General features: G+C 36.8%; 23 protein-coding genes, 1 pseudogene and 1 riboswitch. Of the genes and pseudogenes, 11 read left to right on the top strand and 13 right to left on the bottom strand.

Features of this window, described 5'->3' with window-relative positions; all coding sequences use genetic code 11:
- Positions 1–255: 255 nt before the first annotated feature.
- Positions 256–768 carry a YbaK/EbsC family protein gene (locus tag MKX78_RS02010; RefSeq protein WP_095370894.1) on the bottom strand — a complete coding sequence of 171 codons (513 nt, stop codon included), beginning with the start codon at positions 766–768 and terminating at the stop codon, positions 256–258.
- Positions 769–1,013: 245 nt separating this feature from the next.
- Between MKX78_RS02010 and MKX78_RS02005 the strand changes: the two genes are divergently transcribed.
- Together MKX78_RS02005 and MKX78_RS02000 are read left to right on the top strand one after the other, a co-directional pair.
- Positions 1,014–2,066, top strand: coding sequence for a lactonase family protein (locus tag MKX78_RS02005; protein WP_095370895.1), 1,053 nt, complete (start codon positions 1,014–1,016; stop codon positions 2,064–2,066).
- A gap of 168 nt (positions 2,067–2,234) precedes the next feature.
- Positions 2,235–2,582, top strand: coding sequence for a hypothetical protein (locus MKX78_RS02000; RefSeq protein ID WP_095370896.1), 348 nt, complete (start codon positions 2,235–2,237; stop codon positions 2,580–2,582).
- Here the strand turns inward: MKX78_RS02000 and MKX78_RS01995 are convergent, their stop codons facing one another.
- Positions 2,583–3,041 (bottom strand): chemotaxis protein CheX, encoded by a 459-nt coding sequence (locus tag MKX78_RS01995; RefSeq protein ID WP_307315557.1) that lies wholly within the window; start codon positions 3,039–3,041, stop codon positions 2,583–2,585.
- 498 nt (positions 3,042–3,539) lie between these two features.
- On the opposite strand from MKX78_RS01995, the gene MKX78_RS01990 reads away from it, so the two are divergent.
- The 4 genes from MKX78_RS01990 to MKX78_RS01975 all read left to right on the top strand — a co-directional run bounded on the left by MKX78_RS01990 (position 3,540) and on the right by MKX78_RS01975 (position 8,180).
- Positions 3,540–5,102 (top strand): Vga family ABC-F type ribosomal protection protein, encoded by a 1,563-nt coding sequence (locus MKX78_RS01990; protein WP_307315559.1) that lies wholly within the window; start codon positions 3,540–3,542, stop codon positions 5,100–5,102.
- A gap of 242 nt (positions 5,103–5,344) precedes the next feature.
- Positions 5,345–6,439, top strand: coding sequence for a LytTR family transcriptional regulator DNA-binding domain-containing protein (locus MKX78_RS01985; protein ID WP_095370899.1), 1,095 nt, complete (start codon positions 5,345–5,347; stop codon positions 6,437–6,439).
- Positions 6,440–6,627: 188 nt separating this feature from the next.
- Positions 6,628–7,476, top strand: a complete 849-nt coding sequence (locus MKX78_RS01980) for an ABC transporter ATP-binding protein (RefSeq protein WP_095370900.1) — start codon at positions 6,628–6,630, stop codon at positions 7,474–7,476.
- Complete coding sequence (locus tag MKX78_RS01975; protein ID WP_307315563.1) at positions 7,473–8,180, top strand: ABC transporter permease; 708 nt, start codon at positions 7,473–7,475, stop codon at positions 8,178–8,180. Before MKX78_RS01980 ends, MKX78_RS01975 begins: the two co-directional genes overlap by 4 nt.
- A 35-nt stretch (positions 8,181–8,215) precedes the next feature.
- Here MKX78_RS01975 and MKX78_RS01970 read toward each other — a convergent pair whose 3' ends face one another.
- The gene (locus MKX78_RS01970) at positions 8,216–8,704 is read right to left on the bottom strand and encodes a nucleotidyltransferase family protein (RefSeq protein WP_307315566.1); all 489 of its coding nucleotides are present in this window, start codon (positions 8,702–8,704) and stop codon (positions 8,216–8,218) included.
- Positions 8,705–9,041: 337 nt separating this feature from the next.
- Here MKX78_RS01970 and ade point away from each other — a divergent pair, with 337 nt between their 5' ends.
- Positions 9,042–10,811 carry an adenine deaminase gene (ade, locus tag MKX78_RS01965; protein WP_307315849.1) on the top strand — a complete coding sequence of 590 codons (1,770 nt, stop codon included), beginning with the start codon at positions 9,042–9,044 and terminating at the stop codon, positions 10,809–10,811.
- Positions 10,812–11,077: 266 nt separating this feature from the next.
- Here the strand turns inward: ade and MKX78_RS01960 are convergent.
- The 10 genes and pseudogenes from MKX78_RS01960 to MKX78_RS01915 all read right to left on the bottom strand — a co-directional run bounded on the left by MKX78_RS01960 (position 11,078) and on the right by MKX78_RS01915 (position 20,539).
- Positions 11,078–11,593, bottom strand: a pseudogene (locus MKX78_RS01960) (GNAT family N-acetyltransferase).
- Positions 11,594–11,790: 197 nt separating this feature from the next.
- The gene (locus MKX78_RS01955; RefSeq protein WP_307315569.1) at positions 11,791–12,474 is read right to left on the bottom strand and encodes an HAD family hydrolase; all 684 of its coding nucleotides are present in this window, start codon (positions 12,472–12,474) and stop codon (positions 11,791–11,793) included.
- A gap of 19 nt (positions 12,475–12,493) precedes the next feature.
- Positions 12,494–13,432, bottom strand: a complete 939-nt coding sequence (locus MKX78_RS01950) for a glucosaminidase domain-containing protein (RefSeq protein ID WP_307315571.1) — start codon at positions 13,430–13,432, stop codon at positions 12,494–12,496.
- Positions 13,433–13,461: 29 nt separating this feature from the next.
- Positions 13,462–14,691 carry an MFS transporter gene (locus MKX78_RS01945; RefSeq protein ID WP_307315572.1) on the bottom strand — a complete coding sequence of 410 codons (1,230 nt, stop codon included), beginning with the start codon at positions 14,689–14,691 and terminating at the stop codon, positions 13,462–13,464.
- A gap of 130 nt (positions 14,692–14,821) precedes the next feature.
- Complete coding sequence (locus tag MKX78_RS01940) at positions 14,822–15,820, bottom strand: DUF3231 family protein (protein ID WP_095370908.1); 999 nt, start codon at positions 15,818–15,820, stop codon at positions 14,822–14,824.
- A 129-nt stretch (positions 15,821–15,949) separates the two neighbouring features.
- On the bottom strand, positions 15,950–16,216 hold the full coding sequence (locus MKX78_RS01935) for a Parvovirus coat protein VP1-like protein (protein WP_095370909.1): 267 nt from the start codon (positions 16,214–16,216) through the stop codon (positions 15,950–15,952).
- Positions 16,217–16,374: 158 nt separating this feature from the next.
- A complete protein-coding gene (locus MKX78_RS01930; RefSeq protein WP_095370910.1) occupies positions 16,375–16,869 on the bottom strand; it encodes a DUF1648 domain-containing protein in 495 nt (164 codons plus the stop codon).
- 333 nt (positions 16,870–17,202) lie between these two features.
- Complete coding sequence (locus MKX78_RS01925) at positions 17,203–18,480, bottom strand: O-acetylhomoserine aminocarboxypropyltransferase/cysteine synthase family protein (protein ID WP_095370911.1); 1,278 nt, start codon at positions 18,478–18,480, stop codon at positions 17,203–17,205.
- 287 nt (positions 18,481–18,767) lie between these two features.
- A riboswitch (SAM riboswitch) is annotated at positions 18,768–18,859 on the bottom strand.
- 87 nt (positions 18,860–18,946) lie between these two features.
- Positions 18,947–19,345, bottom strand: coding sequence for a hypothetical protein (locus tag MKX78_RS01920; protein ID WP_095370913.1), 399 nt, complete (start codon positions 19,343–19,345; stop codon positions 18,947–18,949).
- Between the two features lie 441 nt (positions 19,346–19,786).
- A complete protein-coding gene (locus MKX78_RS01915) occupies positions 19,787–20,539 on the bottom strand; it encodes an IclR family transcriptional regulator (RefSeq protein ID WP_095370914.1) in 753 nt (250 codons plus the stop codon).
- A gap of 341 nt (positions 20,540–20,880) precedes the next feature.
- On the opposite strand from MKX78_RS01915, the gene MKX78_RS01910 reads away from it, so the two are divergent.
- The 4 genes from MKX78_RS01910 to MKX78_RS01895 all read left to right on the top strand — a co-directional run bounded on the left by MKX78_RS01910 (position 20,881) and on the right by MKX78_RS01895 (position 24,787).
- Positions 20,881–21,822, top strand: coding sequence for a fumarylacetoacetate hydrolase family protein (locus MKX78_RS01910; protein WP_307315581.1), 942 nt, complete (start codon positions 20,881–20,883; stop codon positions 21,820–21,822).
- Between the two features lie 2 nt (positions 21,823–21,824).
- Positions 21,825–22,322 carry a DinB family protein gene (locus tag MKX78_RS01905; protein WP_307315583.1) on the top strand — a complete coding sequence of 166 codons (498 nt, stop codon included), beginning with the start codon at positions 21,825–21,827 and terminating at the stop codon, positions 22,320–22,322.
- A 20-nt stretch (positions 22,323–22,342) separates the two neighbouring features.
- The gene (locus tag MKX78_RS01900) at positions 22,343–23,452 is read left to right on the top strand and encodes a cupin domain-containing protein (protein WP_095370917.1); all 1,110 of its coding nucleotides are present in this window, start codon (positions 22,343–22,345) and stop codon (positions 23,450–23,452) included.
- A gap of 123 nt (positions 23,453–23,575) precedes the next feature.
- Positions 23,576–24,787, top strand: a complete 1,212-nt coding sequence (locus MKX78_RS01895) for an FAD-dependent monooxygenase (RefSeq protein ID WP_307315587.1) — start codon at positions 23,576–23,578, stop codon at positions 24,785–24,787.
- Positions 24,788–24,868: the final 81 nt, after the last annotated feature.

Genomic DNA, 24,868 nt, shown 5'->3' with positions numbered 1-24,868 from the left:
AATAAGATACGTTTCATTCATGACTAAACCCTTTCACACAACATGAATAGTACTATAGTAACATAAGAACACCACGCAGATTCAGGTCTTTTTCTCTAATAAAAAAAGAATTAAGCTATTTCCTCTTAATAATAGTGTGTGTTATTAAGATTCCCAAGTGAGGAAGCACCACGTATTTCAAATTCTTCTCCACATAAAAAGGTACTAACCTTTGTTAGGCAAGTACCTCTCCTTCTTTCATTACATCAAATACAATCAATTTTCCGTTGTAGCCGCAGTTTGTTCCCTAGCCTCGCCATTCCAATCTTTAGTTACATCCACCCATTGTTTTGCCCCTGCATATTGATATAATTCCTCACAAGTTAGTTCAATTGCTGAGTTTTTGCTACCACATGCTGGATATACCATTTCAAAACGCTGTAGGGAAGTATCAAGAAAGATATTCATTTCTTTTGATAAACCAAATGGACAGACACCACCAACCACATGCCCTGTATGATCAAGCACTTCTTCAGCAGAGAGCATTCTCGCTTTCATTCCAAATGTATGACGAAATTTTTTATTATCTATTCTGGCATCACCTGCAGCAACAACTAGTAGTGCTTTTTCTCCCTCACCTCGAAAAGAGAGTGTTTTGGCAATTTTAGCTGGAATAACACCAATTGCTTCGGCAGCTTGATCAACAGTTGCACTTGTCGTATCAAACTCCAATATATCTTTATCTCGACCATATTTCCCCAAGTGAGCTTTAACACTTTCAAGTGACATAATTCTTTCGCGGCCTCCTGTCAATATAATGTAAAAGGATATCATTCTTTAATAAGTAAAAGCAAATGTATTTGTTAAAAATTCAAAAAACATACAAATCTTTAAATCAAATTACTTTAAATAAAATTTGTAACCATCCTTCTCCTCTCCGCTTACCATAGATTTATCCCGATTCTTTCTATTTTTCATTCTCCTCTTTAAATATGATACAGTAAAGCTATACATAAAATGTTGGAGGAATACTTATGACATCAACTACTTACACAGGCTATGTTGGTACCTATACAAAAAAGGATAGCCAAGGAATTTACTCATTTCATTTAGAGGATGATCAAATTAAAAATATAGAACTTGCTGCTAAACTTGAAAACCCAACTTATTTAACGATCAGCTCGAATCAATCACATCTATACGCTGTGATGAAAGAAGGAGATTTAGGCGGTGTCGCCGCTTATGAGTTAGACAGCAGACATAGTGGGCTCACTTTATTAAACAAACACCTTTCTCCAGGTGCCTCGCCTTGTCATGTAAGTCTAGATCCAAAGAGTCAATACTTATTAAGTGCGAATTACCATAAAGGAACGGTTGACTATTATTCACTACTACAAAATGGCGAGATTAAAAACCTGCTAACTTCAAAAGAGATTCATGGTTCGGGACCACATGAGCGCCAAGAAAAACCACATACCCATTTCGCTGGACTCACACCGGATGAGAAGTATGTTGTTGCTGTCGATTTAGGGGCAGATGAAATCATTCTATTTCGTAGGGATGGGGATAAACTCACCAAACATTTTACTTTGGCAACACAGCCAGGCTCTGGACCAAGACATATCACCTTTCACCCCAATGGGAAATGGGCCTACTGCATGACTGAACTAAGCTCAGAAATTATTGCACTTCAATATGACACTGAGAAAGGAGAATTGAAGGAAATTTCTTATTATAAGACGATACCTGAGGATTTTTTAGAAAACAATCAAGGTAGCGCCATCCATCTTTCTCAAGACGGCAAATTTTTATACGCTGGCAATAGAGGTCATAATTCAATTGCGATATTTGCAGTCGCCGAAGATCGATTGCATATAACCTTTGTTGCTCATACATCGACATATGGAGATTGGCCACGTGACTTTGTATTAGATCCAACTGAAGAATACTTAATCGCAGCCAATGAACGGTCAAATAATTTAACTTTATTTAAACGAGAGGCTGAATCAGGGTTACTTCAACTATTGCAACAAAATGTTCCTGTACCTGAACCAGTTTGTGTGAAGTTTTTACCTCAACAACTATAAGTACAAAAATAAATTTAATGTCATAACTAATAATAAAAAAGGGGTGTTCTGCTAATGAATAGCCCTTTTTTGTATCCCCTCTATTGATAGGCGATGACTTTATTAACGTTCTATCACTAATAGGACATGCATAAACTAAAATAGGAGACTATTTAAGGAGGAGAAATGATGAATAAAGTTGTTTATCTAGTTGGAGTAGCCATCATTATTTGCTTTGTTTCATTAGCTGAATCCCCTAATTCAATCCTCCACCATGAGAACGAAAGAGAAAGTAAATATCCCTATTTTCCAGTAATTAATGAGAATAATGACAGCGAAGAAGTAAGTCAAACCGTTGATGAAACTGACCTTGAAGGTTTAGCTCCTACTTTAGAGCTTCAACTAGTGGACACAGTTTACAAAGATGATGTCATTGTTGAAAAATATCAACAATTCGAGGTTTATAGAAATGACGAGCAGGAAGTCATTAAAGCTATTCCATTGGATGAATATGAATACTTATCGTATCAACAATAGTTAGTCAATCAAAACATGGACAAGAAGGTCTATATTATCTGGCAAATTATAAGTAAGAATATACCCTTTTGTATACCCTGATATAAAACTATGACCATCCAATATTGTCGGGGAGGTAATATCTACTTCCATTCCCTTCCCTTCGATGGCTGATACTGAACCACCAGCAATCATATTCCCTAGTTCCCCACTAAAAGATGTTAACATTTCACCTTCTAAGTCCATCCCGAACATAGATTTCCCCAGCAATGAAAAAAGTGAACGATCACCACCAATGAACAATTTACCAGCTATGTCCCCTGAGAAACCGATGAATACCCCATATCGAACAAGGAATGAACCTTCTAGCTCAGTCCTACCCACTAATTCATGATTCATGGGAATTAGCTGTCCAATTGAAGTTTGGACACCTTTTAATAAAAGGTTCATTTTTTCTTTATCCTGTAAGACCTTTTCCATTGCCGGTCACCCCACATCAAAATAGTTGATAGTATCATAGTATATTATACCCGGTTCTTTTGCTATATTTTTCATTAAAAAAATACATGATAAGACTGAAAATAAATGAGCAAAAATAACTATTTTAAAATTCAGACATGAATGGTTTTATAGAACGCTAACTTCTCTTATTCCCTTTTCAACAAACATTAAAACACATAACTTTGACAATTTCTATCCATTTAAGTATGATAATATTATTAAATGCGAAAGGGTGACTCTAAGTCAATGAAGTAAGAATCCTATTTATCGAAAACAAACAATTGAAGGTAATGAGTAAAGGAACGCTTTATTTTGCTATGCTTTCAAACGATGTTTTCAGAATAGGATTGCACTTCATAAGGTTACCCGTTGGAATTCTCCCAACTTTTTTAGTGTACCTTTATGCCTCCTATTCTGAAGAAATAGGAGGCATTTTTTTCGAGAATTTGTCTCCCAAAACGAGAGGAGATGATCAATATGCTATTATTAGAAGCCACTGATTTGAAAATTACTATAGGTGACCGACTATTAGCTACTGCAGAAAGAATAACTGTACAACAAAACGATCGTATTGGTTTAGTTGGCCGGAACGGGACAGGAAAGACGACAATTTTAGATACACTTGTAGGAAAAATAGCTGCCGAAGAGGGACAAATCATCCGCAATGGCACAATGGAGTTATTACCACAATTAAAACATGATGATCAATACAAAAGTGGTGGAGAAACAACGCAACAATATATTAAAGAAGCACTAGCTAAAAACCCGGAAATATTACTTGCAGATGAACCAACGACCCATCTGGACACCTCCCATATTGAATGGTTAGAAAAGATTCTTAAGCATTGGCAAGGTGCACTCATTCTTGTCTCGCATGACAGAACTTTTCTTGACCGTGTGTGTACAAAAATTTGGGAAATTGATGAGGAGAAAGTAAAGATATATTCTGGTAATTACTCGCAATATAAACAGCAGAAAGAATTAGCATTAGCAGAGAAGCAGCAAGCTTACGAACAGTATGAACAGAAAAAAGCACAATTAGAAAATGCCCTCACCTTGAAGGCTAAGAAGGCAGAGAGAGCAACTAAAAAGCCAAAAAATCTAAGTTCTTCTGAAGCACGGATCACAGGATCAAAGCCTTACTTTGCTAAAAAACAAAAAAAGCTGCAACAAACGGCTAAATCAATTGAAACAAGATTGGAAAAGCTTGAAAAGGTTGAAAAAATTAAGGACCTCCCGTCCTTACAAATGACCTTACCTAATGAAAAAAATACGAAGAACCGAATTATTATTAGAGCGGAAAACCTTAAAGGAAAAATAGCTGATCACCTGCTTTTTGAACCCGCCTCCTTTCAAATTCGCGGAGGAGAAAAATGGGCGATTATTGGTCCCAATGGCTCTGGAAAGACAACCTTGATTAAAAAAATTTTACAGAGGCAAGAATTGACTGTCTCTCCATCTTTAAAAATTGGCTATTTTAGTCAAAATTTAGATATTCTGCACAAGGATAAAACGATTATTGAAAATGTTAAAGAAACCTCTATTCAGGAAGAAACGATTATTCGTACAATACTAGCCAGACTACGCTTTTTTCGAGAAGATGTATATAAAAAAGTCTCACTTCTTAGCGGCGGAGAACGAGTGAAAGTCGCATTAGCCAAAATACTTGTGAGTGAAGTGAATACATTAGTGCTAGATGAGCCGACAAATTTTCTCGATATTGAAGCTGTAGAAGCATTAGAAGAACTATTAATGCAATATAAGGGAACTATTCTCTTCGTCTCTCATGATCGCCGTCTTACTAATAAGGTAGCAAACAGGTTATTGATTATTAAAAATAAACAGATTGAAGTATTCAGAGGCAATCACGAAGCTTACGAATCCTATGAGCCCGAGTTGAAGAGGAATGATCATGAGGAAGAACGTTTACTCATCGAAACAAAAATAACAGAAGTCCTTTCACGATTGAGTATCGAGCCAACAGAGGAGCTGGAAAAAGAATTCCAGAAACTACTACAACAGAAAAAGAAACGGCAATAAGTTCTACAAAGGGACCCTACTTGCATGACATTCGGGTCCCTCTTTTTTCTTCATATAAAGCCTCAACATTTTAATTATTTCCACTTTTAATCAGCTTTAAAATCCTGTAAAATCCAATTAAGGTATATTTAACTACATAGAATTACGACATTCGTCCTCTTCCTCTTCAATCATTTATCCTTTGTTTAAACGAAAATCTTATAGTCAATGTAAACCATATTAATCTACCCTGAGGTGTCGACATGAAGCTATTGCAGATGAATCAACTTGAAAAAACAATCGGAAATACAATTATCTTCCCTAAATTCGATTTAACTTTATATAGAAATGAAATTGTTGCACTCCAATGCAATAACGAAGTTGGCAAACATCTCATCATGATGATGATTGGAAAGAACAGTATTTCAAATGGAAATGTATTATTTGAAGATACAGAGTTAAATAAGCATTTTAAAAGTCTATCTAATAGAATTGGGCTATCTCTACTAGACGACGCTCTCTACGACCGGTTAACTCCCAGAGAATTTTTAACTTTTTATAAGAACCTGCATGAAGTCAATATAGAAATAGAAGCTTTAATACAAAAAATAAATTTAATAGACAAAGTAAATACAAAGATTAGCAGACTTACGTTTTCTGAAAAGAAAAGGCTACACTTAGGAAGGGCAATCCTCCATCAACCAGATTTGCTTATATTAGAAGAACCCGACCAAAACATCGATATCGAAAGTAAAATTACACTACAGAAAGTATTAGAAGACCATAAACAACAAGGAAGAGTCGCCCTTATCATTACTAATAATTACGAAAGTGCACTATCAATGACGGATACAGTGTATCGTTTAAATGAGCACGGTCTAAAAAAAATCGAGATCATGGATGAAGAGAGTAGTCACCAGGATATCGAAGATGAAGAAGCACAGCCGCAACAAGATATGTTGCCTAGCGAAGAAATCGGTCCAGCTTCTTCAGAAAAGATTCAGAACATGAACAATCCATTGCGTCTTGAAAAAATACCTGCAAAAGTGGAGGACAAAATCATCCTTTTTGATCCGACTGAAATTGTATATGTTGAGAGTAATGATGGCATTTCCCATTTACATGTAAATGGTGAAAGTTTCCCTTGTGCTCTTACGCTAAATACATTATTTGAGAGACTGCATCCATTTGGATTCTTTCGCTGTCATCGTTCATATATTGTTAATTTGCAGAAGGTGAGAGAAGTCATTACTTGGACAAGAAATAGTTATAGCCTTATTCTCGATGATGCGAAAAAGAGTTCAATCCCATTATCAAAAGGAAAATTAAATGAGTTGAAAGAGATTATGGGCATATAAGTTGTTTCATCTTGACTTTAACAACGAATGACACCCTATTTTCACCTACTTTCCTTGCTCCATTCACCGCTTAATTGCTTCCATTCATCTATATATAGACGCTTTTCACCTTGATATTACTGTATTCATCCCATTTCACAGTTAATATTGAAGACAAGAAATGCAAAACGTGAAAAGGGGCCAATTAAATGGAAAATGTCATTGAAGTAAGAGACCTTGAAAAGTCTTTTCAAAACCAACTAGCTTTAAAGAAAGTAAGTTTTCAAGTAAGAAAAGGGGAAACAATTGGTTTCTTAGGACCGAGTGGTTCAGGTAAAACAACAACAATCAAAATCCTAACCGCTCAACTTCATGCAACTGCCGGAGAAGTGAAAGTGTTTGGTGAACCAATTGCGAAACTAAAAGATCCCATTTATATGAAGAGAATTGGTATATTAACTGATAATAGTGGCTTATACGAAAGGCTTAGTATATACGATAATCTCGCATTATATTGTGATTTATATGAAGTAGATAAAAAAAGAATCAATGAAGTGCTCACAACGGTAAATTTAATAGAAGAAAGTAAGAAAATCGTGCAAAAACTGTCCAAAGGAATGAAGCAACGAGTGACATTAGCAAGAGCCATGCTTCATAAACCGGATTTACTCTTTTTAGATGAGCCGACTTCCGCCTTGGATCCTGTAAACACGATGCATATCCACCAAGGGCTTAAAAAGCTAAACGAAGAAGGAACAACAATATTTTTAACTACTCATGATATGCAAGAAGCTGAGACAATTTGTGATCGAGTGGCATTCTTACATAATGGTGAAATCAGCTTAATTGATACACCAGAGAATATTAAAACACAACAAAGTTCTTCATCCATCTCCCTATTATTGCGAAACAATCGTAAAGTGGTTGTGCAAAAAGACGAAGCAGGTGCAAAAGAAATATATAACTATATAAAAGACGGAGAAATCGTAACCATTCATTCAGATGAGCCGACACTTGGAGATGTATTTGTAAAATTAACGGGGAGGAAATTATCATGATCTTTTCATTAAAACGTGTCAACGCTATATTTATTAAAGATTGGAAAGATTTGCAGAGAAATTCATATATTCTTTTTACTTTAGCCATCCCATTAGTTTTTGCAGCGATGTTAGGTCGCATGAATGCAGCAACAGACGTCCTTTCTACTTATCCAATTAATCTCGCACTAATTATTGCGGGTGCTTTTATCCAAGCTGCGATGGTTGCAGAAGAAAAAGAGAAAAATACTTTGAGGGGCTTGTTATTATCACCTGCCAGTACACTAGAAATATTGATTGGAAAAAGCGCATTGTCTGGACTGATGACCATCCTTGTTATTATCGGATCAATTATTTTCTCAGGATACACAGTCCCATCCCTTCCACTATTTTCTCTTAGCACTTTACTAGGCTTAGTCTTTTACCTTGCAACAGGAACGATTCTTGGACTGCTTTCACGGACAGTAATGGAGACAAGTATTATCGGTATGCCTGTATTAATTATATTCGGCATGAGCTCCATGTTTAAACCAATGGTTGAAAATGCAACCTTGATCAATATAATTGAGTTGTTGCCTAATGAACAATTAAATCAGATTTGGTTTGGTTTAAGTGACGGTAAGGGGGCAGCTGAAATCCTCATGAATTTGTTCATTTTATTCTTGTGGGTAGCCGTTTCATTCATACTCACCATCGTAATATATAAGAAACGTAGATTTGATTAAGGTATCGAGGTCGGATAGGTTCCCTCTCTCCGACCTCACCAATCATATACAACAAGATTGGGCCATTTCGCTTTCCATTTCCTTGCCTTATACTCATATATCTCCTTCGTGACGATTACTTTATTCGGTACTATCCTCATGTTAAACAGATCATCTAAATGATAAGGCGCATACATAGTCATCTTGTCATTTTTCTCCATTTTCACCCCTGCCGCAGTAGCTGTTGTTGGCCAGCTCGCGATTGCCTCATTGATGCTTGTATAAGCAGGAATCGCAAAACCAAATTTTTCTTCATACCAGAAATGGACATTCGTTTGATTCTTTATATCTAATTGATATGGAAACGACTTGAGCATACTACTTAATATTTCCTGAAACTCCCTTTCGCTCAATTGGTTTCCCTTGTCATAGTAGACAAGGTCAATATCTGATATACCATAGTCGATTGCGTTGCCAGATAATTGATTCCACACGGTATTTGCCACACATCCCGCAGCTACATAATAATCAAAGGGTAAGTCCAAATCCGATAAACAACTTAATAAATGAATGATTTCCTCATTTTGCTAACATTTCCTTTAACTGTTTTTCATAATTAATCATCGTAGTATCTACCACCTTTATTGATTAAAAAGCAACTAACATCATATCTTATATAAGAGTACATTTACATTATTTGGTTTCACACTTGATTATAATTTTTAGGGAGAAGTCAAAATTCTCTTTTATTTTCCTTAGTTTAAGAACACTAGTATAATGACCTAAACAGTTTAAGCCTTCTTACTTATGATTGGAAGAAACAATAACAATGTCATAAATGAACCAACTACTTAATGGTACAATAAAGTTCAAAAAATCGAAATTGACGGAACCACTTTTGGAGGAGGACCTTTAATGGAAAAGATGAAGAAACGAATTGAAGTAGCTTCAGGTAAATCACCTGCAGACCTTGTCATCAAAAATGCGCAAATTGTTGATGTGTTTTCAAGTGAAATTATTTCTGGAGACGTAGCCATCACAGATGGATATATTGTTGGTATTGGTGACTATAAAGGAATAGAAACAGTTGACGCTCATAACCGTTTTTTAGCTCCTTCTTTTATTGATGGACATGTACATATTGAATCCTCCATGGTAACCCCTGTCGAGTTTTCAAAAATCCTCCTGCAGCATGGGATAACTGCTGTCATTTGTGATCCTCATGAGATTGCTAATGTCGTTGGTGATAGAGGTATTGAGTTTATGCTTCACGCATCTGATGATATTCCATTTGATGCTTATTTCATGCTACCATCTTGTGTGCCAGCCACACCTTTTGAAAATGCCGGTGCTACATTAACAGCAAACGACTTATCTCCTTTTTATGAATATGAGAGGGTGATTGGTTTAGCCGAAGTCATGAATTATCCCGGTGTGATGAAAGGCGATCACGACTTATTGAGTAAAATTCACGAAGCGCATGAAAGAGGAAAAAAAGTGGATGGCCATGCGGCGGGGCTAAAAGGAAAACAACTAGATGTGTATATGACAGCTGGTATCCGAACTGATCATGAAGCAACTACTGCAAAAGAAGCAAAAGAACGATTGCAAAAAGGGATGTACGTCATGATTCGCGAAGGTACAGCAGCAAAAGAATTATGTCGAATCCTACCAATTGTTAATGAGAAAAATGCACGTAGATTTCTATTTGTTACAGATGACCGCCATCTTGATGATATTATTAGCGAAGGTAGTATCGACTATATGATTCGGAAAGCGATTAAGAAGGGGATTGATCCGATTACAGCGATTCAAATGGGGTCTCTCAATACAGCTGAGTGCTTCGGGCTTAAGGAACAAGGTGCCATCGCTCCAGGATATAAAGCTGATTTCGTTTTATTAGACGATCTTGAGCAAGTTGAGATTCAATCTGTTTATAAAAATGGACAATGTGTTTTTAGTGAAGGAGAATTAACTGATTTCCCTAAAGAATTAGAGCAAAAGGAATTTTCCCATCTCACTAATACCGTCCATCTTCCTGTCATTAATGAACAATCGTTTCACTTAGACATTGTCGGAGAAAAAGCCCATATTATTGAAGTGATTCCGAACAGCATAGTAACCGACCATGTTATTGAAACCGTTCAGAAAGACGAACGCGATCGTTTCATCGCTTCTATCGAGAAAGATCATTTGAAAATTGCTGTCATGGAGCGTCATCATCATACTGGCAACATTGGACTCGGTGTCTTAAAAGGGCTCGGACTACAATCTGGCGCCATCGCAACAACGGTAGCCCATGATTCTCATAATTTAATTCTTGCGGGTACAACTGATAAAGATATGGCTGTCGCTGCCAATGCAATCCGCGACATGCAAGGTGGACTTGTAGTTGTCGATAAAGGAAAGGTGCTTGCTCAATTAAACTTGCCAATCGCGGGTCTCATGTCACATGAACCATATGAGAAAGTGAATAAGAGGCTAGTGGAAATCAATCAGGCATTGGATAAAATCGGAGCTAACCATACATTTAATCCATTCTTAACATTAAGCTTCCTTGCGCTACCTGTTATTCCATCACTAAAACTAACAGACCTTGGGCTCTTTGATGTCAATACCTTTAACCATATCTCTGTATCTGTAGAGAAATAACCTAATAAATGAGAATGACCCGAACTCGTTTCGGGTTACTTTTTATATTATGTTTCTCTCTTGAGAACTCCTTCTTGTGTTTTATCCAATTTTTCTATCTATGCCAAACTGACAATTTTTTTGTAAATGACAGTAAACAGCTTACCCTCTCTTAGAGAGTCCTCCATTAGTTTTAAATAAAGCAACAGCAAGGTACTTCCCCACCTATGCCCCTAGCTGTTTCAACTTCACTCTCATATGAACTCGTAACTAATACATGTCCCTATTTAACCCAAAACATCAGCTTCTGGTTTAAGAATGCCATAACATACGAGGTCTATATATTTTCCATCTTTTTTTACATGTTTTTTCAACAGGCCTTCTTTCTTCATACCGGTCTTTTCAATTACCCTCATTGAAGCTGGGTTCGAATCGAATGAGCGTGCAAACACTTTATTGTAATTTTTTGCGCTAAAGGCAAATTCAATTAACGCTTTAGCAGCCTCTGTAGCATAGCCATTCCCTCAATATTCCTCACCAATCCAATAAGCAAGCTCTCCATGATTGAACGTTTGATGATGCGAGAGCGCAATTGCACCGTATAACTTGCCAGTGATTTTATCAGTTATTGCCAACTCAAACCGCTTATTATGATTGAAATCACTAAGATGATTTTCCATCCAAATAAGAGCATGTTCAGTTAAATAAGGATAGGGAAGATTTAAAGTACTTTTATAAAGATTATAATTGTTACATAGTTTAACAACTTCTGGTACATCGGCCTCATTAAACAAGCGAAGCATTAATTGGTTCGTTTCGATTTTATTTTCGTTATGATGATATATCACTAGGTACCCCTCTTTTAAAATAAATTTTGATACTACTCTCATTCAATTTTTTTCGCTATTCTCCTTCTCTTCACAAGAAAAACGCATGTAAGGATCTCTAAATGTAAGTTATTCGATACCAATATGAATAAAATAAAAAGACCTCATCCATCCTACAAGATTTGGTCCTTACAAAATTCAGTATTTACTTTTTTCATAATAGCTGCAAATACTTCCGATAAATCAGAAACATGCTCATCCCCTTTTGTTGTAAATGCAGGGCGAGGCTGTTTCCATATTGTATATATCCCCACTCCACCCGCACCGACTATATCATTTTTGAGATGGTCACCTACATATACTGTCTCATCTGGAGATACGCCAAGTCTTGAAAGAGTATGTTCAAAGATATAAGGATGGGGTTTCTTTACACCAACCTCTTCTGAAATAACAATTTCATCAAACAATGCTTCTATCTGCAATGACTTAATTACTTCTCGCTGAAATTTACTGTACCCGTTCGAGATGATCGCCGTCCTTAAGCCCTTCTTTTTCAACCTTTTAAGCAATGTAATTGCCTGAGGATACAGTTCGGCATGTAAAGGAAAATGAGATAAATAATCCTGCAGTAATTCTTGCCAAGAAAAGTTTATTAAAGAAAACTCTCCTACCATCTGTTGATACACTTTATCTTTCCAAACATAGCCGCCTTGATCTAAATTAATGAACCTTTCTGCATATATTTTCTTATCTAAATGTGGAAAGAGTCTCTCTTGCTGATTCTCAATAAACGACAAAATAGCTGCCTTTCGATTATGAAGGGTTCCGTCTAAATCAAACATCACTGCTCTTACCATTACTTGATTACACCTCCAATTATTTCACTCGTAACTTTTGCCCAACTGTAATCACATTGATATCTTTCAAATGGTTCCATTCTTGTAACTTTTGCGCCGTTAGTTTAAATCTCTTTATGATAGTTGTGACTGTATCACCTTGGTGAACGGTGTAATAGTAATGTTTTTCCCCTGTCTTGATTATTTGTCCGACAGTAATCAAGTGAGGATTATGAATATGATTGATTTCTTGCAAGCTACTGACACTTGTATCGTGCACAGCTGCTATTTTTGAAAGCGTATCGCCAGATTTGACTGTATAGCTAAACTCTACCTCCTCTAATTGATTTAGGTTTACCCAAGATCCTGGCATACCTTCCACTTTTGATAGATTAAATATTTCTCCTACCTTTTTAAAAATATAATAACTCCCTGCCTTGTACAGGGACTTTTCTCGTATCTCTTTCTTTGCATCTTCAACCGTTACATAACCTTTTTTGTCCCTTGATAAATGATATTTAGGATTAGTATCATATTGTAGTAATTGATAAGTCTCAATGATACGAATGATTTTTTTGCTATAATCAGGATCTGTCGCATAACCTGATAACTGCACCTGCTCAGCAGCTTTTTTGTAATCTTTTTCTTCTAAAATAGCAAGGTATTTGTTTCGATCCCAAGATACACCATTCTTATAAAGCTTTGCTAAGTCCTCAATTGACTCCTCCCATGAAGGGTACTTTCTAAATGCCGCTGCCGTTGTAACCATTTGCCCATCAATAAATTCTTTCGTCAACATCTTTACCGACTGTCCGTTATACTCACCCTTTATACCGAACAAATTATTACCTTCTATTGCCAATTCGCTCTTCCCATGATTAGATTCATGCATAGCTTGTGCAATCACTAGTGAAGGCAGTATGTGATATTGTTTAGCTATTTTCTTTGCTAACGGAACGATCGCTTCAATAAAGTTCAAAATAAACACCTCTTTTTCACACTCTATTCCTAACAAGATGCTTTGCTAGGGCTTTTTTTCTGTTTCTTGTATTTTAAAAAATAATACAAAGAAAATAAGAAAATACTAGAAATAACAAACCCAGTCCCACCTAATAATCCAAGCAAGCGATTAGGCATCCATACAGTAGCAAGCCCAGCTAAAAACATAGAGATACCTATCATTGTATTAGAAATCGTTGTAAATAGACCAAATATAAGTCCACTCTTATCTTTAGGTGTCTCTCTCATTAGCATCGTATCAAAGCAGGTGTTACATAATCCAGAGAAAAACGCGGCCGTAATTAAAAAAACAATGGCCATCCAAACTTGTTGTGACTGGCTTAATAAGATAATACAAAATCCTTCGAACATCAGTGCAATTAAGGCGATTCTCATTAGATGATTTTGCAATTTCTCTGCTACAGGAAAGCTTAGCATTAAACCAATTCCTAATGAACCATAGAATATGCCGACACCAACATCTCCTAAATGAAATTCTTGAACTGCATACACACTTAATAACACATTATCAATGCCATTAAATAGAGGAATTAACAGTTCTGATAGAAAAATGATTAATAATAAACTCGAATGAAAAATAACATCTTTAACGATGAAGAATGAACCTTTCTTCTTATTTTTGGACATTGATTCCTCAGTTCTTTCTCTATCAAGAACGCGCAATTTAGCTAACAAAACAGCAGCAATTAAAAAGGAAGCACCATTTACGAAAAAGGTAAAATTAGCACCGAATAAAGAAGTGACCACTCCACCTGAAAACGACCCTCCAATAAGAACAACTCCTACCATTACTTGTTCAAGGCTATTAACTTTTATCATATTTTTTTCCTTCACCATCAACGGAATGGCAGATTTTCTTGTTGGTGCATAAATGGCTTCACCTGCTGCTAAGAAGAAACTCGACAAATAAACGATCCAGACAGATGAAACATCATATACAAACACAAACGACAAAGCAAACAGGATACGTCCTAAATCTGTGCAGACTAATATTTTCCTCCGTGAAAAACGGTCTGCCATCAATCCTCCTAATGGGCCAAATAACAGAAACGGAATGACTCTTATCGCTAAAGCAAGACCAACAGCAAGGCCAGATCCTGTTACTTGCAATAACAGTGCTAACAACGCAACTTGACTAAATCGATCACCTATTCCATTGAGAACACCCGCAAAGAATAAGCGCGCATAGTCTTTCTCTTCTTTTAATATGGAGATCATTCTCGTCCCCTCCTCATATAATTAGATAATCATCTAATTTGATGTTAATCTAATATATGAATAATCGCAATCTTTATTTCAAAAAAAAAAGGAAAGTGCTTCATTACGAAACAAACTTTCCAATCAATTTTTATTCTCTCAAATTATTTACACTCATTCTTGGGGGCTCCTCTAACCATCCATTATCGATCATAATTCTTATATTTTCTCTAATAAACAACATGATATCTTTTACAAATAAACCTAATTTGATGTTGATGTCATCTCTTAAGCTAAAGCCTGCACCAAATCCTTGACTACCGAGACCGAAATTACTTAACAAAAAGGTTAGATACATCATTAATTTATCAGAAAATGGTGGAATGTTAGACTTAGTAAGCGATAACCCATGAATTGTCGGCACCCTAATATCATCCTTAATTAGGATGTCATATGTTCCCTCCAAAATATCCTTGCTGAGCTCTTTCCCTTTAATAAAATAGTCCTTCACTTCTGTATGAACTGCCGTTTGAGCAAATCCTGTCATAAGCATCATGCCAACTGTATTCGTTTGAATAGACTGGTTTAAATAACTAAACTCAATCGTATTAATATCTCTTTTGTCACCAAACAGGCGATAACCTTTTGTATAATTTATATCTGAGACGAAGTCGACCGTTGTAGGGACATTAATCAAATTAGGTAATGGGTAATACCCCTCGTCAACCGCATAATTTAAGAACTTTTGATAATATTTCTGCGTTACATTTGTCATCTCACGATATAAATCAATAATATCATTTCGGTAGGACGTTGCTATATGAAGGGTGTATAGTCCCATGCTAATTTCCTTTAACACCATACACAAAAGAATATCAAATCCCTCTCCAAAAATTTTAGGAGCTTTCAAGTTCACATCGGCATTAGTGAAGCCTTGAGGTATAACAGCACCCTCATCATTAAATATCTGTTCAATACGGTGGACATTTGGCTCTAACTCAGACCATAAACCTTGCATAAGCTTTTTCGCTTTTTTATCCTCGGACACTTCTATAAAATGTTCTAAAACCCTTAATATCATTGTTTTCTTCTGATAAGTAATCCACAGTGCACCAATTTCTGTAGATGTCATTTTACTTCGATTGACCATTCTGTCACCTACTTTTATAAAATAACCATTCTTGTGACTAAGTTTTGCTATTCTCCTACTAAATATTCCCTTTATATCAAAAAGGCTAGAGGACAGGGATAGTCGTTCCCTTACCTCCAGCTTTCTAAATTATCCCCAAAGCATACGAAAACGCATAGCTGCATCAATTACTCTAGCTGTCGCTCCTTCATGCCTGGATGCATACTTCTTTCGATTGACACAATCAATTAACATTTGATCACATTGATAACAATGGCCATATCGATCAATGCAGGCATCATGTTTCTGACAACAAGAATCCACATAATTGATGGGCTTGCCTGGACCGCTACAACCCGGGCCACAATACCGATAACCTCCAGGCAAACAAAAACCTTTTTTATTAAACCTGTTCACTATTTTCACCTTCTTATCCTTTTATATATATTACAAACAGTAAGTCCATTTCGCCTGTGACCTTACCTAAAAGGGGAATCTTTTTATCAATTTATTTCAGTGCTTATTGGTCAAATAACATAAAAAAGCCAACCTATCCAAAAAGGATAAGTTGGCAATTATTGAATTCGACTAAACTTAATCAAAGTAAATATAATTGGAACTATCGTGGCAAGTAAAAACACTGGCAGAAACCAAATGCCTAAAGAGTCCGCCCATCCTAATGCTACTCTAATGGATTGTATAAGTATAAAGCCGAATAATGCGAGGCAAATATTCTTTATGACATTTAGCATTTTTCTACTCGTTAAGTAAAATGCGGCTGCATTTGATTCATTGATGCGTGCAGGGTAATTATGAATATGAGGAAACCGTTCAAATATCCCCATCATGAACCATAGAAACACGCCGATAATTGGTAAGATAAATAATTCATATTTAGAACCCCACCGATCAACTTCCCCTGAAGCATTGTAATGACCCGGTACTTGTTCAGGTATAGCTGACCAAGAAACAACTAAGAATACAATCGACCCAATGAATACAATAAGACCAAGTATGTCGCATCCCCATTCCCATTTAGTACGAGGCAATTTAAGTACTGGTCTATCCATACCCCATTCCTCCTCTTTCCGTTCGTCTTTTTAATATATACGAAGGAAAGATAAAAAGGTTTCATCCATTAGATATCAAAGGCAACTAGTTCATACAGGGAATTACGCGATGGCTCTATCCCCCTTTTCATGAAAGGAAACAGGCGCGTCGTAATGGTAAGATATCAGTGTTAATGGCTCTGTTTGAGAAAAATATTGTCATTCATACTGTATGAGGTGAATCGCCTGAGACATGCGATCAACAAAGTATATGGTAAAGGAATAAAGAATGGTTCTTTGATAAGCAGTTTAACTTCACACTTTTCACCCTTTATAATGCAAATCGTAATAAACCTACGTACATTGTTTTAACGCTTGCGTGATATCAGCCATCACATCTACAGGATCCTCTAAGCCAACAGAAAGGCGGATCATTTCGGGACTCACACCCGCCTCCGCTTGTTGTCCAGGTGAAAGACGAGCATGTGTTGTACTCGCTGGATGAATAATGAGCGTTTTCGCGTCACCAACATTTGCTAAATGTGATACCAGCTTTAGTGAGTTGATAAACCTTTTAGCTGTACTGATTCCCCCTTTGATGCCAAATGTAAAGATTGCACCTGCCCCACTCGGAAAATACTTTTTCCCGAGATGATATTGTGGATGGCTTTCTAACCCAGGGTAGTTCACCCAAGAAATATGAGGTAACTCTCCTAACCGTTTAGCCAAAACTTGTGCATTAGCGACTTGCTTTTCTACTCTGACACTTAATGACTCCAGACCTTGAATAAATAACCAGCTATTGAAGGCAGACAGCGTTGCCCCTAAGTCATGGCCAAGTTCAAATCTTGCTTTAAGAATAAAAGCTTTTTCCCTAGAAATTTCAACATAGCTGCGATTACCAATAGCAGGCTTTTTCTCATTAAAGGAAGGAAATCTTTCGTTACTCCATTCGAATCTTCCTCCATCTACAATCACCCCACCGATTGCCGTACCATGTCCACCAATAAATTTAGTTGCTGAATGAACGACTATATCCGCGCCAAATGCAAGTGGTTTTAGTAAAAATGGCGTAGTAAATGTATTATCTACTACTAATGGTAGGCCGTGACGTTTCGCTATCTCACTTAACTTTTCTAAATGTGCTACCTCCATATTCGGGTTGCCAATTGTCTCTGTGAAAATCGCCTTTGTCCTTTTATTAATTTTTCCTTCTAAAGATGTAAAGTCCGTCCCATCAACAAAATGAACATTGATACCGAATTTACTAAACGTTTCTGCAAATAAATGGTAGGTACCACCATAAAGAGCCTGTGTAGAAACTATCTCATCGCCTGCTCTTGCAAGTGTTAAAAGGGCAATGGAAATCGCTGCTTGCCCAGATGAAACAGCAAATGAGGCTACGCCACCTTCTAACTGTGCCATTCTCTCCTCAAACACTGCATTGGTTGGATTTGCATTCCTTGAATAAATAAAGCCAGGCTCTTGCATCTGAAATAAGCTTGCTGCATGATCGGTATCTTCAAACACATAGGATGAAGTCATGTATATTGGTACGGCTCTCGACTTTGTAACAGGATCTGGCACTTGCCCCCCATGAAGCGCTATTGTATCAAACTGGTGATGATTCATTTTTCATTCTCCTCTCACATTTCACTTATAATAAACAAACTCGACTCGGAACCATCTATCAGTGATGAGCTTTTGAGTATGCCAGCACAATGGTTGTTTTTTCATAAATTGAATTTGAAACATCAATTTTTTATGTCCAACACCTTTTTTCAAGAGCAGAAAAAAGACCACTTTCAATAAAAAGAGATTGTACTCTTCCATCGAAAGCCGCCTTTAGTCGTCTAATCGGCATAGATAAAGCCCCTCTTGCTAAAGAAGAGGGGCTCACGATATATCGCCATATCCTCAACTTATCTATCTTGGAATTAGCACCGTTACCTAGTTTTGGTCGGTTGCTGAGGCTTCAAAGGGCCAGTCCCTCCACCTCTCTTGATAAATTGAATTTTTTAAATTTTAAGAGTTATTAATTATTAATCAGAATAACCTTATCATCCGGCGCTGTCAACAGCTTTTTATAATAAATCTTTTATGCAGCACAAAGTCTTTCTTTTGCTTTTATTACTGACACCCAATATTCAACTGGAGATACAAAGGATTGCAAATAATTCAGCTCTTTATTATACATAAGAGCCTCCACTAAAAGATAAACAGACGTATCATTTAAATCGTTAACAATCATATCAAGCAAAGTTGCTTTCATATTCATAATATCTTCATAATCATCGATGATAGCTAACTTATCATCTAAATATGAAAGAAAAGCTTGTAAATGAACAACCTCTTCTTGTAATTCCTTCCACCCTTTATCCTCAGCTAATACGTTTACATAATTAACAAATTGATTGTACTCTTCATGACTATCTCTTTTAATTTTCTCTGCTAATATATCAAAAAATACATGATTGGACATATCCTTGCTGTTCACTATTAGAGCACCACCTTTACTATTTATATAAAATTATAGACCTTCTCTTTTAAATATTCAATAAAATCACATGAAACTATTTTCAATTAAGGAGTCGGGTGGTGTGTAGTTTTAGTCTAAATTAAACCAAGTAGCTGGGATATAAGGGGGATACAATAATTTCTAATTTTTCTTACGCATTTGAATGAAAGGTGAAATCACCCTTCCACTACTAGATGCATATCCAGCTATTTATGTAAGCTTTGTTTTGCCCTTTTTACCCGGCTCATCATTCGACTTGATTCTTTGTTAGCCTTGTTCCTCTCTTTTACATGGCTCATACTTCGATTTGCTTCTTTTTAGCTTCGTTTTGCTCTTTTACATGGACCATAACTAAATCTCTCTATGGCAAATAACTTTCCCTTCGATGCAACCGCCTCATATATAGTAGGATTCAATCATTCAGCCCCTCGCTCGATAGCCAAATTGTGCAGAGATTTCTTTTCCTACTTTTATAATAGATTGACTTTTATCTGCAGAGGGGTCTTTTGGAATCGACTCTGAGAAACCAACTACTGTTATCGCACTTAATAATTCTTGATTGTAATTAAAGATTGGTATAGACACAGAAGATACAGTAGGAATCAAAGGCTCCTTAGCAAAGGCAATCCGTTCCTGCCTTACGCGGTTGATTTCTTCTACCGCATTCCCTTTTCCTTCTTTCCCCATAACCTTAATCCAATCTTTAGTTGTTGCTGAATCAAGGAAGCTCTCGAATATTTTCCCAGTCGATGAAAGCGGTGGTAAAAGTGAACCGAGCTGTGCACCAATATTATAGGCATGTCCCGGGTTCCATATTTTCGAGATAATTGGACCATTATATGTCCACGTAGTTAATAGGCATGTATTGTCTAATTGATGACTTAAATCCTTCAAATAGGGTAGAACACGTGAAATCACATCTTCCTGCCCTATAGCTGCCACCCCATATTCAATTAATTTACTTCCAAGTTGATATTGTCCATTATGTTTGTCCTTGTATAGAATGTCTAATTCCGTAAATGTGTTCAAGTATTTATAAAGATTACTTTTTGTAATTCCTGTTTTTTCCTGTATATCAGATAACCTCAATGGTTCTCCGCTAGCAACTAATAGGTCAATAATTCTCATACCAACTTGGATCGATTGGATCGTAGCTTGTTTTTGATTTTTCATGTAAAAAACCCCTATTTTATATTTTTTTTAGTATATCAGAAAAACACTATGTTTTCTGATTTCAGCCATGTTTTGTATCCTTTTGAAAGGAGTTATTTTTCAAAAAGTTTAAAAAACCACAACAAATTCACTTGAGTTTATCTGAAAATTAGGATACTATAAATTTATCATTAATAGATAACATCGTTCACTATTAATGGAATATTAAACAACCAATGAAGAAAGAGTCTAATAAACGCTCAGTAATAAAGGTTTTATGCCTAACACTTCCACACAAAGCGTTTTACTCTTTGATCACGCAATTCCTAGACAAAAAAAACTTTTCATAAAGGAGTTTGAATATGAAATTAGTTACTTTCACTCACAATAACAACACACGTATCGGAGCAGTTACAGAAGGAAATGAAGTAGTAGACTTAAACTTTGCTTACCAAGCTTTCCTTGAAGCAGAAGGTAAACTACGTTCTGAATTAATTGCTGAAGCGTACATTCCTGCACAAATGGAAGGTTTCCTACAAGGGGGAAATGAAAGCCTTTCCATCGCAAAGGAAATGGTTGATTATGCATTAAATAATCGTGAATCGTTCAAACATCCACTTGTACATACATTTGAAGATGTAAAAATCGAAGCACCTGTAACAAAACCCGGAAAAATCATTTGTGTAGGTCATAACTACCGTGAACATATTGCAGAAATGGGAAGAGAATTACCGCCTCACCCAGTAGTATTTGCTAAATTTGCCAACACAGTGATTGGACCACAAGATGATATTCCATTCTATCCAATTTCTGAACAATTAGATTACGAAGCTGAATTTGCTTTTGTTGTAGGTAAAAAAGCTAGAAACGTAGCAAAAGAAGACGCACTCAATTATGTAGCAGGATATACAATCGCTAATGACGTCACTTACCGCGATATCCAACGTCGCACACTTCAATGGTTGCAAGGTAAAACAGTTGAAGGTAGTGCACCAATGGGTCCTTGGTTAATCACTTCTGATGAATTACAAGATCCATCTGGTTTAGGCGTTCTTTTAACTGTTAATGGGGAAGAAAGACAAAAAACGAATACAGCCAACTTTGTCTTTGATGTTCCAACGCTTGTTGAATTCTTATCTAACTTAATGACTTTAGAACCTGGTGATATCGTATTAACAGGGACACCTGGAGGCGTAGGATTTGCTCGTGATCCTCAAGTATTCTTGAAAGATGGCGATGTCGTTCGCATTGAAGTAGATAAAGTCGGCGTTCTCGAAAATAAAGTTTCAAAGGTGGAAAAATAATTATGAGCGAAACGAAAACGATTCAGCAATCTATTGAGTCTATTCAAACATCATTAGATCAAATCATTGAAACCGTTTTAGGATTATCTGAAGAAACCATACGTTGGAACCCATCAAAAGAAGAATGGTCCATTATGCAGGTTATTACTCATTTAAACGAGGCCCTACCTTATTGGCTAGGTGAAATAGATACAGTTGTAAAAGCCCCGGGTTCCCAATGGGGACGAGGCTTACAAGACCCTGCTCGCCTTGCAGCAGTCGAAAATACTGAACACCAATCAGTTGAAGACGAATTGAAAAAATTATCGCAAATAAAACAAGATGTTCAAACAAAATTATCTGTTTTATCTGCTGACACATTGGCTCAGGAATCACCTCATCGTAACTTTGCAAAATTCGGTAATAAATCTGTATTCTTTATTGCCGATCACTTTATCGATGAACATGCCGCTGGTCATTACAACCAAATTCAACGTAACTTGTCTAAGCTAGCAAAATAATATTAAGGTGGCGAAATATTATGGCTGAAAAACATGCATATATGGAGGATCAAGACGTAAAGGACTTTACGAAAGAAATCCAAGAATATCATCTCGGTCCATTATGGGAAGCCATCCCAGCACTGATGAACCATACACCAAAACCACATGCTGTGCCATATTTATGGTCAGATGAGCTTTTAAAGAAAAAATTATCCGAAGCTGCTGAAATCTTCACACCTGACCGTGGTGGAGAAAGACGCGCGATTTACTTTCAAAACCCCGGGTTGACTTATAGACAACCATGGGGATGGGCTTCAACTACTCAAACATTGTATGCTGCTGTGCAGTTGCTACTTCCTGGTGAAGTAGCACCTTCACACCGTCACTCTCAAAGTGCTCTGCGTTTTATTACTGATGGAGAAGGAGCTTACACAATTGTTGAAGGTGAACGTATCTTCATGCAAGAAGGCGACTTCCTTATTACACCGAAGAACCTCTGGCATGGACATGGCCATGTAGGCGATAAACCAATGATTTGGATGGATGCACTTGATATACCTACCATCTATTCAATCGGTGGAACATTCTTTGAACCATTTCCTAATAAGATTGAAACGCCAACTCGCCCAGATAACTTCTCTGAACAAAGATACAGTGGCGGAATGGTAAGACCAATTAATGACCGCTATTCAAGCGTGGCACCACTCGCAAATTACAAGTGGAAACGTACAGAAGATGCGATTAAAGGATTAACTAGATTTGAGCCAGATCCATATGATGGCTACGCTGTTGAATATATCAATCCATCAAACGGACAAACAGCTAATCCAACAATGGGAGCTTGGATGCAATTATTACCAAAAGGCTTCCGTACAAAGGCACATCGTCACACACATTCTACCATTTACCAAGTACATCAAGGTTCTGGTTATACAGTAATAAACGGTGAACGATTCGATTGGAAAAAAGGAGATTACTTCTGTATTCCAAACTGGGCATGGCACGAACATGTACCTGCTGAAGATAGCTACCTTTTCTCAGTAAATGACCTTCCAATTATGGAGCGATTTGACTTAGAAAAATCTCAAAACCTTGAAGAAAACAACGGAGAACAAAAAATCATAGGCGAATTTAAAGCTTTCCGTTAATTGCACAAGAACAACCGGGCACAGTTCCTCGGTTGTTCTTAAAAGATTCGAAATATAACAGTAAATGAAAACGCTTATAAAACAGAATATTTATTTTTGTAAAACAAAAGGAGGATAAACATAATGACAAACACAGCACAGAATCCATTTATTGTAATCGGTGGAGGAATCGGCGGTTTAGCTACTGCATTAGGCGTCGCAGAAAATAACCAATATGTAAAAGTGCTTGAACAAGCACCTGAATTCGGTGAAGTTGGAGCTGGTATCCAACTTGCAGCAAATGCGACAAATGTTTTGCAACGATTAGGCGTAATGGATAAAATCAATGATATCGCTGTATTCCCTAAACGTCTTGTACTTATGGATGCATTCTCTGGTAAAGAATTATCAGCACTTGATTTAGGAGAGGTTTACAGAGAGAGATACGGTGCTCCTTATATTGTATTACACCGCTCTGATCTACATCGTGTGCTTCTTGAAGCTTGTCAGGAAAACCCATATATTGAACTAGCAACAAACCAAAAAATTACGACAACAGAAGAAAACGATCAAGGTGTAACAGTTAAAGCAGAAAACGGTGATGTTCATAAGGGAATCGCAGTAATTGGTGCAGATGGTCTATGGTCTAATGTTCGTAAAATGTTCTCTGATGACCAACCTATTTGTTCCGGATATGTTGCTTACCGTGGGGCAATCCCGATTGAAGAAGTGAAGACCTCTATTGGGGATATGGATGACGTATATATGTGGATTGGACCAGACCTTCACTTAGTACAATATCCAGTTCGTCGTGGTGAACTTTATAACCAAGTCGTTGTATTCAAAAGTAAAAACTACCGTCCCGAAATTGAAAAGACTGAAGATTGGGGCACTCCGGAAGAAATGGACGCTGTGTTCGCTGGGTCATGTGAATTAGTGCAAAATGCGATTTCATTTATCTCACGTCAAAAACGTTGGCCAATGTTCGATCGCTTACCAATCGAAAACTGGACGCAAGGTCACATTACGCTCACTGGTGATGCTGCTCACCCAATGCTACAATATCTTGCTCAAGGTGCTTGTCAAGCACTTGAAGATGCTGCATACATGTCAGATATGCTCAGTGCACATGGTGAAGATATCCCTGCAGCATTTACAGCGTTCCAAAAAGAAAGACAACCGAGAACAGCCTATGTCCAAGGTTCTGCACGTACATGGGGTGAAATTATTCACAATACAACAAACGAAGGTATTTTACTTAGAAACATTATCCTAGGAAAAAGACAATCAAATGACTTTGAATTTGTCGATCAATTCCATGGCTATAATAAAAATGCAAAACTAGTTGAAGCTTAAACCGTTCTCCACAAAGTCGTCATTAATGGTTTCATCTGGAGAAGAAAGGCTTAATCCTTTCTTCTCTCTTTTCATATATGT

The organism is Cytobacillus sp. FSL R5-0569 (genome assembly GCF_038007265.1).
In the GTDB taxonomy this organism is placed as follows: domain Bacteria; phylum Bacillota; class Bacilli; order Bacillales; family Cytobacillaceae; genus Cytobacillus; species Cytobacillus kochii.
Note: the sequence above shows the minus strand (reverse complement) of the source record. Positions and strands in the feature narration are given on the sequence as shown.

Coding starts and splice junctions, on each gene's coding strand:
- MKX78_RS02010 (WP_095370894.1), bottom strand. CDS start 768: ATGTCACTTGAAAGTGTTAAAGCTCACTTGGGGAAATATGGTCGAGAT.
- MKX78_RS02005 (WP_095370895.1), top strand. CDS start 1,014: ATGACATCAACTACTTACACAGGCTATGTTGGTACCTATACAAAAAAG.
- MKX78_RS02000 (WP_095370896.1), top strand. CDS start 2,235: ATGAATAAAGTTGTTTATCTAGTTGGAGTAGCCATCATTATTTGCTTT.
- MKX78_RS01995 (WP_307315557.1), bottom strand. CDS start 3,041: ATGGAAAAGGTCTTACAGGATAAAGAAAAAATGAACCTTTTATTAAAA.
- MKX78_RS01990 (WP_307315559.1), top strand. CDS start 3,540: ATGCTATTATTAGAAGCCACTGATTTGAAAATTACTATAGGTGACCGA.
- MKX78_RS01985 (WP_095370899.1), top strand. CDS start 5,345: ATGAAGCTATTGCAGATGAATCAACTTGAAAAAACAATCGGAAATACA.
- MKX78_RS01980 (WP_095370900.1), top strand. CDS start 6,628: ATGGAAAATGTCATTGAAGTAAGAGACCTTGAAAAGTCTTTTCAAAAC.
- MKX78_RS01975 (WP_307315563.1), top strand. CDS start 7,473: ATGATCTTTTCATTAAAACGTGTCAACGCTATATTTATTAAAGATTGG.
- MKX78_RS01955 (WP_307315569.1), bottom strand. CDS start 12,474: ATGGTAAGAGCAGTGATGTTTGATTTAGACGGAACCCTTCATAATCGA.
- MKX78_RS01945 (WP_307315572.1), bottom strand. CDS start 14,691: ATGATCTCCATATTAAAAGAAGAGAAAGACTATGCGCGCTTATTCTTT.
- MKX78_RS01940 (WP_095370908.1), bottom strand. CDS start 15,820: ATGGTCAATCGAAGTAAAATGACATCTACAGAAATTGGTGCACTGTGG.
- MKX78_RS01930 (WP_095370910.1), bottom strand. CDS start 16,869: ATGGATAGACCAGTACTTAAATTGCCTCGTACTAAATGGGAATGGGGA.
- MKX78_RS01925 (WP_095370911.1), bottom strand. CDS start 18,480: ATGAATCATCACCAGTTTGATACAATAGCGCTTCATGGGGGGCAAGTG.
- MKX78_RS01915 (WP_095370914.1), bottom strand. CDS start 20,539: ATGAAAAATCAAAAACAAGCTACGATCCAATCGATCCAAGTTGGTATG.
- MKX78_RS01910 (WP_307315581.1), top strand. CDS start 20,881: ATGAAATTAGTTACTTTCACTCACAATAACAACACACGTATCGGAGCA.
- MKX78_RS01905 (WP_307315583.1), top strand. CDS start 21,825: ATGAGCGAAACGAAAACGATTCAGCAATCTATTGAGTCTATTCAAACA.
- MKX78_RS01900 (WP_095370917.1), top strand. CDS start 22,343: ATGGCTGAAAAACATGCATATATGGAGGATCAAGACGTAAAGGACTTT.
- MKX78_RS01895 (WP_307315587.1), top strand. CDS start 23,576: ATGACAAACACAGCACAGAATCCATTTATTGTAATCGGTGGAGGAATC.